A 7883-nucleotide genomic window follows, 5' to 3' on the forward strand; every position below is an offset into this window, starting at 1 on the left:
TGATTGGCAGCCGCGACATGAAAGGTTGGACAATGGCCAAAGTATCCAAGGCACCCAGCGACGGCGTCTTCGCAGTTCTCCCACTGCGCGACATCGTGGTGTTCCCGCACATGATCGTGCCGCTCTTCGTCGGGCGTGAGAAGTCGATCAAGGCGCTGGAAGAGGTGATGGGTCAGGAAAAGCAGATCCTGCTTGCCACCCAGATGAATGCCGCCGACGACGATCCCGAGCCCGATGCCATCTTCGACATCGGCACGCTCGCCAATGTGCTGCAATTGCTCAAGCTGCCCGACGGCACCGTCAAGGTTCTGGTCGAAGGCGCTTCGCGTGCGAAAATCGTCTCGTTCACCGACCGTCCCGACTTCCACGAGGCCCGCGCCGCGGCGCTGGTCGAGCCGGAAGAGGAAGAGGTCGAGGTTGAGGCGCTGGCGCGTTCGGTCGTCACCGACTTCGAGAACTACGTCAAGCTGAACAAGAAGATCTCGCCCGAAGTGGTGGGTGCTGCCAGCCAGATCGACGACTATTCCAAGCTCGCCGACACGGTTGCCTCGCATCTCGCCATCAAGATCCCTGAGAAGCAGGAAATGCTGGCCACGCTCTCGGTCAAGGAGCGGCTGGAAAAGGCTATGGGCTTCATGGAAGCCGAAATCTCCGTCCTGCAGGTGGAGAAGCGCATCCGCTCGCGCGTCAAGCGCCAGATGGAGAAGACGCAGCGCGAATACTACCTCAACGAGCAGATGAAGGCGATCCAGAAGGAACTCGGCGAAGGTGAGGACGGCCGCGACGAGGCCGCCGAGATCGAGGCGCGCATCAAGAAGACCAAGCTCTCCAAGGAGGCCCGCGAAAAGGCGGAAGCCGAGTTGAAGAAGCTCCGGACGATGTCGCCGATGTCGGCTGAATCGACCGTCGTGCGCAACTATCTCGACTGGATCCTGTCGATTCCGTGGGGCAAGAACTCCAAGGTCAAGCAGGACTTGGCTTTTGCGCAGAACGTGCTCGACACCGATCATTTCGGCCTCGACAAGGTCAAGGAGCGCATTGTCGAGTATCTCGCCGTGCAAAGCCGCCAGAAGAAGCTGAAGGGGCCGATCCTGTGCCTCGTCGGCCCTCCCGGCGTCGGCAAGACCTCGCTCGGCAAGTCGATCGCCAAGGCGACCGGTCGCGAATTCATCCGCATGGCGCTTGGCGGCGTGCGTGACGAGGCCGAGATCCGTGGTCACCGGCGCACCTATATCGGCTCGATGCCCGGCAAGGTCATCCAGTCGATGAAGAAGGCCAAGAAGTCCAACCCGCTCTTCCTGCTCGACGAGATCGACAAGATGGGCCAGGACTTCCGTGGCGATCCGTCATCGGCGTTGCTCGAGGTCCTCGATCCGGAACAGAACTCGACGTTCATGGACCATTACCTCGAGGTCGAATACGATCTGTCGAGCGTCATGTTCGTGACGACGGCGAACACGCTGAACATCCCGGCGCCCTTGATGGACCGCATGGAGATCATCCGTATCGCCGGCTACACCGAGGACGAGAAGATCGAGATCGCCAAGCGGCACCTGATGCCGAAGGTGATCCGCGATCATGCGCTGCAGCCGAAGGAGTTTTCCGTCGGTGAGGACGCGATCCGCGCCATCGTCCAGACCTACACCCGTGAAGCGGGCGTCAGGAGCCTGGAGCGCGAGCTGATGAAGCTCGGGCGCAAGGCGGTGACCGAAATCCTGAAGACGAAGAAGAAGACGGTGAGCATCACGGCGGAGAACCTCTCCGAATACCTTGGTGTGCAGCGCTACCGCTTCGGCCAGGTCGAGGCTGACGATCAGGTCGGTGTCGTCACAGGTCTTGCCTGGACGGAAGTCGGCGGCGAACTGCTGACGGTCGAAGGCGTCATGATGCCCGGCAAGGGCCGCATGACGGTGACCGGCAATCTGCGCGACGTGATGAAGGAATCGATTTCGGCGGCGGCCTCCTATGTCCGCTCGCGCGCCGTCGATTTCGGCATCGAGCCGCCGCTGTTCGACAAGCGCGACATCCACGTGCACTTGCCGGAAGGCGCCACGCCGAAGGACGGCCCGTCTGCAGGTGCTGCCATGGCGACAGCCATTGTGTCGGTACTGACGGGTATTCCGGTCCGGGCGGATGTGGCGATGACCGGCGAGATAACGCTTCGCGGCCGCATCCTGCCGATCGGCGGGCTCAAGGAGAAGCTGCTCGCCGCACTGCGCGGCGGCATCAAGAAGGTGCTGATCCCGGAAGACAATGCCAAGGACCTGGCGGAGATTCCGGACAATGTGAAGAACGGCATGGAGATCATTCCGGTCTCACGTGTCGGCGAGGTGTTGCGCCACGCGCTGGTGCGTATGCCGGAGCCGATCGAATGGGTCGAGCCGGTCAATCCGCCGGCCGCGACAGACAGTGCCGACGACGCTGGAAAGTCCCTGGCGCATTAGAGTTCCGGGCGTCCATCTGGACGCGCAAAGGACGCTCTAACGCTCAGACTTGCGCATGGCCCCTGCCGAAAACCGGCTACGGTTTCGGGGCCATGTGTTGGTTTTCGTCAAGGTTGCAGCGCACAAACGGAGAGCCGGGCCTAGCGCCCGGCTTTTTCATGTGAAAAACCCAGCATTTCCGGGCTTTTTCCGCTTTTTTCCTGCCTTTTCGACTTGGTTGCGGCAACGCTTCTTTCTAAAGTCCGTTTCCTGCCGGATGAGTCGTTAGTTCCGGTGTTCTCATGGAAGGGAATTTTTATGAACAAGAACGAACTGGTGTCCGCTGTCGCCGACGCCGCGAGCATTTCGAAGGGTGACGCGCAGTCGGCGGTCGATGCGGTATTTTCCACCATCACCGGCGAACTGAAGAAGGGCGGCGATGTCCGGCTTGTCGGCTTTGGCAATTTCACCGTGTCAAAGCGTGCCGCCTCGACCGGCCGCAATCCTCAGACCGGCGCCGAAGTGAAGATCCCGGCGCGTACCGTGCCGAAGTTCTCGGCCGGCAAAGGCCTCAAGGACGCAGTCAACTAAGCGTTTTTTCTTTTCAGAGACCAGAAAAGCCGGGCTGGCCCGGCTTTTCATTTTTGTGCCAGACGCTGACGCGACGGCGGCCGGCTATGCGGTCGGCGCTTCAGGGCGCATAAGGCCTTCCTTCTTGAGATCGGCCCAAAGGGCTGCGGGCAGTTTCGCATCGAGCAGCGAGCGATTGCTCTCGACTTCGCTCGGCCGCTGCCCACCGGGGATCACCGAAACGACTGAAGGATGCAGCAGCGGGAATTGCAGGGCGGCCTCGATCAGCCTGACACCATGACGCTTGCAGACGCTCTCGATGCCGGCGACGCGGTCGAGGATGTCCTTCGGCGCTTCGGAGTAGTTGTAGTAGGCGCCGGGCTTCGGTCCGGTCGCCAGGATGCCGGAGTTGTAGGGGCCGCCGAGAACGATGCCGATGCCGCGTGCCTGGCAGAGCGGCAGGAAGGACGTCAGCGCCTCCTGTTCCAAGAGCGTATAGCGCCCGGCCAGCAGGAACAGGTCGAAGTCCCCGCGCTCGGCCAGCGTCTGCGCGACCTGCCACTCATTGATGCCGCCACCGAACGCCTTGATCACGCCCTGGTCGCGCAGCGACAGCAAGCCGTAATAGCCCGAGCGCATGAACTCCTCGATGCGCCGGTCGGAGGCCTCCTTGCTGCCATGGGTGAAGATGTCGACATCGTGCACGAAGAGGATGTCGATCCGGTCGACGCCGAGGCGCTCAAGCGAGGCTTCGAATGAGCGCATGACACCGTCATAGCTGTAGTCGTACACCTCGCGGCGCGACGGCGTGTCGAAGAATTTGCCGATGCCGGTGCGCTCTTCGGGCGGGCAGGCACGCATGATGCGGCCGACCTTGCTCGACAGCACATAGTCGTCGCGCTTCTTGCCGCGCAGGAACGGGTTGAGCCGCGTTTCCGAGAGGCCGAGCCCATAGAGCGGCGCGGTGTCGTAGTAGCGGCAGCCGGTCGCCCAGGCGGCCTCCAGCGTGGCGTTGGCGTCCTCGTCGGAGACGGCACGGTAGAGGTTGCCGAGCGGCGCCGTGCCGAAGCCGAGCTCGGTGAAACTGATGCCGCCATTGCCGATGCGGTCGAAATGCCGTGTCTTCATATGCTGCCGTTTGCCTCGTTTGATTTGTCTGACATGACACTATCATGCCTGTGGTCCGGCAAAAGCATCGCTGCGCGTTGGACACGCATTTTCGCGGTTGCTAGCATGAACGAAATCAAGCTGTTCGTAGCAGCAAGAGCGGCAAATCCCAGGGTAATTTTCAATGGCAGGTTTGCGGTGAGCAACAAGAGCAAAAGCCTGTTCGAGACCGCGCTTGAGGAGCTCGGCGGCGTGCTGGCACGCATCGACGAAAGCCGGATCGACGCCGCCTGCAAAATGCTGGCCGGCGCGCGACAGATCGTCGTCTATGGCTGCGGCCGCGAGGCCTTGCAGGTCAGGGGTTTTGCCATGCGGCTCTACCATTTGGGCCTGCCGGTTTCCGTGGTCGGCGACATGAACACACCGCCGCTGGGGCAGGGCGATGTCTTCCTGGTCAGTTCCGGGCCGGGAGAGACCTCGACCGTGCTGACCTTGATGCAGGTCGCGCGCCAAGCAGGTGCAACCAATCTCCTGTTGACCGCCCAGGCCGAAGCCAGCGCGGCAAGGCTTGCCGACTTCACCCTGCTCATTCCCGCGCAGACCATGGCCAACGATCAGGGGGCGCAAAAAACATCGGTCCTGCCGATGGGCTCGGTGTTCGAAGGCGCACTGTTCCTGCTGTTCGAGGTGATGGTGCTGAAGCTCAGGGAATTGATTGGCGCGTCGCCTGAAGCAATGCGCGCCCGCCACACCAACATGGAATAGATCATGCGCTACGAACTGATGCTGCCACACCAGATCCGCAGGGCGATCGCCGAGAATTGGCCGGTCGCTCTGCCGCTCGGCGTGCTCGAATACCATGGCGAGCACATGGCGGTCGGCATGGACACGCTGGCCGTCGTCAAGACGCTGGAGCTGTTCGAGAAGGAGAGGGACGTCGTCATCCTGCCGCCGTTCTACTACGGTGCGGCGAGCTACGCGGTGGCGCCGCCGGAAGGCAGCGGCTCGGTGCAGGTCGGCGGCGCTGCGCTGGCGCCGTTTGGCGAGGAACTGTTCTACAGCCTGCTGCGCATCGGCTTTCGCAACATCCACGCCATCATCCACCACCAGACCGAGAATTTCGCCGCCGGCATGCCGACCGATCTGGCGTTCAAGACCGCCGGCCGCCAGGCGATCTTCCGCTTTCTCGAAAAGGAGCGCGGCGAGGGCTGGTGGGGTTCGCAGGCGATGGCCGACTACTATTCCGGGCACGCCGCGGGTGAAAATTTCTTCAACTGGGTACAGGTTCATCCGCTGATGCCGGCTGACATGAACGGCAAGTACCCGTTCGACCATGCCGGCATCGGCGAGACATCGCTGATGCTGGCGCTATGCCCGGAGGCGGTGGACGCCGGTCACTTCGACGACAACAAGAGCTGGTATACGGCGAGCGCCAAGGATGCTTCGGCTGAGCTTGGGCAGAAGGGTGTGGCTATGATCCTCGATCACCTGCGGATGATTCTAGGGGCCTAGCGCGGTCTTCCTTCTCCCACAAGACAATGGGGAGAAGGGAAGAGGCCGCCCTGCTACTTCACCGCTCCCGCGGTCATGCCCATGATCAGATAGCGCTCGAGCGCTATGCCGATGACGGCGAGAGGCGCGATAGCCGCCGTGGCGAGCGCTGCCATCGACCACCAGTTGATGCCTTGCGAGCCTGTCTGGCTCGCCACCATGACCGGGATGGTCTTGGCGTCGGTCGAGGTCAAAAGGGCGGCGAAGAAATACTCGTTCCAGCACAGCACCATCGCCAGGATGAAGGCGGCGACCATGCCCGGTAGCGCGATCGGCATGACGATGCGGAAGAAGGCGCCCCAGATCGACAGCCCGTCGACAAGTGCGGCTTCCTCGAGCTCGACCGGGATCGAGTTGAACTGGTCGCGCATGATCCAGATGACGATCGGCAGCACCATCAGCGTGTAGAGCAGGATCAGCCCGATGCGCGTGTCGAGCAGGCCGACCTCGCGGTAGAGCACCAGGAAGGGTAGTGCGAGCACCACCGGCGGCAGGATCAGCTGCGACAGGAAGAAGAACGAGATGTCCTCGTTCTTGAACCAGGCGAAATGATAGCGATAGCGGGTGAGCCCGTAGGCGGCGAGGCTGCCGATGACGATGGCGAGGCTCGACGCGCCGACCGAGGTGATCACCGAATTCATGAAGCGCTTGAGGAATTCCTCGCGCACCGTCGAGGTCTGGAAGATCGAGTCCGGCGACAGGCCAAGCGAGCGCCAGCCTTTCCAATCCGGCTGGAAGTCGACGAAGGGAATGAGATGGCCTTGCGTGACATCGACCGCCGTTTTGAATGAGGTCGTGATCGTCCAGTAGATCGGGAACAGGCAGATGAACGCCCAGAAGGCCAGCGCCCCATAGATGAAGACGCGGCTGGCGAGGAAGCTCGCCGGCGAGCGGATCTCCGAGGCGACATATTCGGTGGTCTGAACGCTCATCTCAGCTCAATTCACATTTCGGACAAAACGGTTGGCAAATTTCAACAGCCACGTGACGAACACGACGATGATCACCAGATAGGCCATCGCCAGCATGGTTCCGTAGCCGACATTCGAGCGGTCGCGATATTCGCGGTAGATGAAGCTCGACACGGAATCAGTGGCGCCGCCGGGGCCGCCGGACGTCACCGTGATGATGATGTCGGCAAGCTTCAGCTTGAAGATGATGCGCAGGATCACCGCCGTCACCGACACCGGCAGCATCAGCGGAAAAGTGACCTGCCAGAAGGTCTGCCACGCACTGGCGCCGTCCACGCGTGCGGCTTCGAGCACCTCGCGCGACATCGCCTGCAGCCCGGCCAGCAGCATGATCATCATGAACGGAATGAAGGTCCAGGCATCCAGTATCATGATCGATATGCGCGCGATGATCGGGTCGGAGAAGAAGGCCGGATTTTCCCAGCCGAGATGGCGCGCCAGCGTTGCGGCCGGTCCGAACCGGTATTCCATCAGCGACTTGCCGATCATCCACGACACGGCGACCGGCGACAGCATCAGCGGCATCAGGAAGACGACGCGGAAGAATTTTCGCGCCCGGATCTGGGCGTTGAGGAGCAGCGCCAGGCCGAAGGCGATGACATATTCGACCGCCACCGCCAGCACATAGAGCACCATGTTGAACAGCGCGTTGCGGTAGTAGGGATCGGCCAGCATCTGCCAGAAATTGTCGAGCCCGTTGAACTTGCGGCCACTGAAGGAACTGAGGTTCCAGTCGGTGAGGGCGATGTAGAATCCGAACAGCGTCGGGAAGATCACCATGGCGATGGTGAACAGCAGCGCCGGCAGCAGGAACAGGGCACGCTGGCCATCCTCGCCGCGCGTCAGCACCTGGCCGGCGCCGATCGCCACGCCCCACAGAACATAGGCATAGACGACGGGGCGCCAGGTCTCGAAGCCGATCGTATCGGCGCTGCCCTTGTAGAGGATCTCCAGCACGATCGTCGCCAGCAGGCCAAGCGTCGCAACGGCCATCAGCGCCCAGCCAAGGCGTTTGCGGCCTGGAGAGATCAGATCGGAAGGGCCGGCATCTGCCGGCCACTGGTTCGCGGTCGAAGTCTGGTCAGCCACAAATCTCGCCCGTTTGAAGGCTCTCGAGGAGCCGGAGCCGGTCTAAAGTGGTGGGGGGGGGGGGGGGGGGGGCGGGGGGCATGTGGGGCGGCCGCAGTTGAGGTCGGTGAAACTAATAAGCGCCCCCAACCGACAGCGGAGGAGGGTGGGTGGGGGGGGGTGAGGGAAGAGA

General features: G+C 62.2%; 7 protein-coding genes. 4 read left to right on the forward strand and 3 right to left on the reverse strand.

The genetic code is table 11. The features are described 5' to 3' along the window. Positions 1–32: 32 nt before the first annotated feature. The gene (gene lon / locus NKJ37_RS19920; protein ID WP_352774760.1) at positions 33–2444 is read left to right on the forward strand and encodes an endopeptidase La; all 2412 of its coding nucleotides are present in this window, start codon (positions 33–35) and stop codon (positions 2442–2444) included. Positions 2445–2741: 297 nt separating this feature from the next. Then, a complete protein-coding gene (gene hupB / locus NKJ37_RS19925; protein WP_023810287.1) occupies positions 2742–3014 on the forward strand; it encodes a DNA-binding protein HupB in 273 nt (90 codons plus the stop codon). Positions 3015–3098: 84 nt separating this feature from the next. On the opposite strand, the gene NKJ37_RS19930 is transcribed toward hupB, so the two are convergent. Continuing rightward, positions 3099–4121, reverse strand: coding sequence for an aldo/keto reductase (locus NKJ37_RS19930; RefSeq protein ID WP_352774762.1), 1023 nt, complete (start codon positions 4119–4121; stop codon positions 3099–3101). A gap of 105 nt (positions 4122–4226) precedes the next feature. Between NKJ37_RS19930 and NKJ37_RS19935 the strand changes: the two genes are divergently transcribed. Further along, positions 4227–4865, forward strand: a complete 639-nt coding sequence (locus NKJ37_RS19935; RefSeq protein WP_502902005.1) for an SIS domain-containing protein — start codon at positions 4227–4229, stop codon at positions 4863–4865. Between the two features lie 3 nt (positions 4866–4868). Continuing rightward, positions 4869–5612 (forward strand): creatininase family protein, encoded by a 744-nt coding sequence (locus tag NKJ37_RS19940; RefSeq protein WP_128305444.1) that lies wholly within the window; start codon positions 4869–4871, stop codon positions 5610–5612. 53 nt (positions 5613–5665) lie between these two features. Here the strand turns inward: NKJ37_RS19940 and NKJ37_RS19945 are convergent, their stop codons facing one another. After that, the gene (locus tag NKJ37_RS19945; protein WP_126069360.1) at positions 5666–6583 is read right to left on the reverse strand and encodes a carbohydrate ABC transporter permease; all 918 of its coding nucleotides are present in this window, start codon (positions 6581–6583) and stop codon (positions 5666–5668) included. A gap of 6 nt (positions 6584–6589) precedes the next feature. Further along, a complete protein-coding gene (locus tag NKJ37_RS19950; RefSeq protein WP_128305443.1) occupies positions 6590–7711 on the reverse strand; it encodes a carbohydrate ABC transporter permease in 1122 nt (373 codons plus the stop codon). Between the last annotated feature and the right edge of the window lie 172 nt (positions 7712–7883).

It is taken from the genome of Mesorhizobium sp. M0140 (assembly GCF_040322475.1).
Lineage (GTDB): Bacteria > Pseudomonadota > Alphaproteobacteria > Rhizobiales > Rhizobiaceae > Mesorhizobium.

What these genes read in the sequence shown, in the direction of transcription:
- NKJ37_RS19945 (WP_126069360.1), bottom strand. Translation starts at nt 6,583, where the DNA reads ATGAGCGTTCAGACCACCGAATATGTCGCCTCGGAGATCCGCTCGCCG.
- hupB (WP_023810287.1), top strand. Translation starts at nt 2,742, where the DNA reads ATGAACAAGAACGAACTGGTGTCCGCTGTCGCCGACGCCGCGAGCATT.
- lon (WP_352774760.1), top strand. Translation starts at nt 33, where the DNA reads ATGGCCAAAGTATCCAAGGCACCCAGCGACGGCGTCTTCGCAGTTCTC.
- NKJ37_RS19930 (WP_352774762.1), bottom strand. Translation starts at nt 4,121, where the DNA reads ATGAAGACACGGCATTTCGACCGCATCGGCAATGGCGGCATCAGTTTC.
- NKJ37_RS19935 (WP_502902005.1), top strand. Translation starts at nt 4,227, where the DNA reads ATGAACGAAATCAAGCTGTTCGTAGCAGCAAGAGCGGCAAATCCCAGG.
- NKJ37_RS19940 (WP_128305444.1), top strand. Translation starts at nt 4,869, where the DNA reads ATGCGCTACGAACTGATGCTGCCACACCAGATCCGCAGGGCGATCGCC.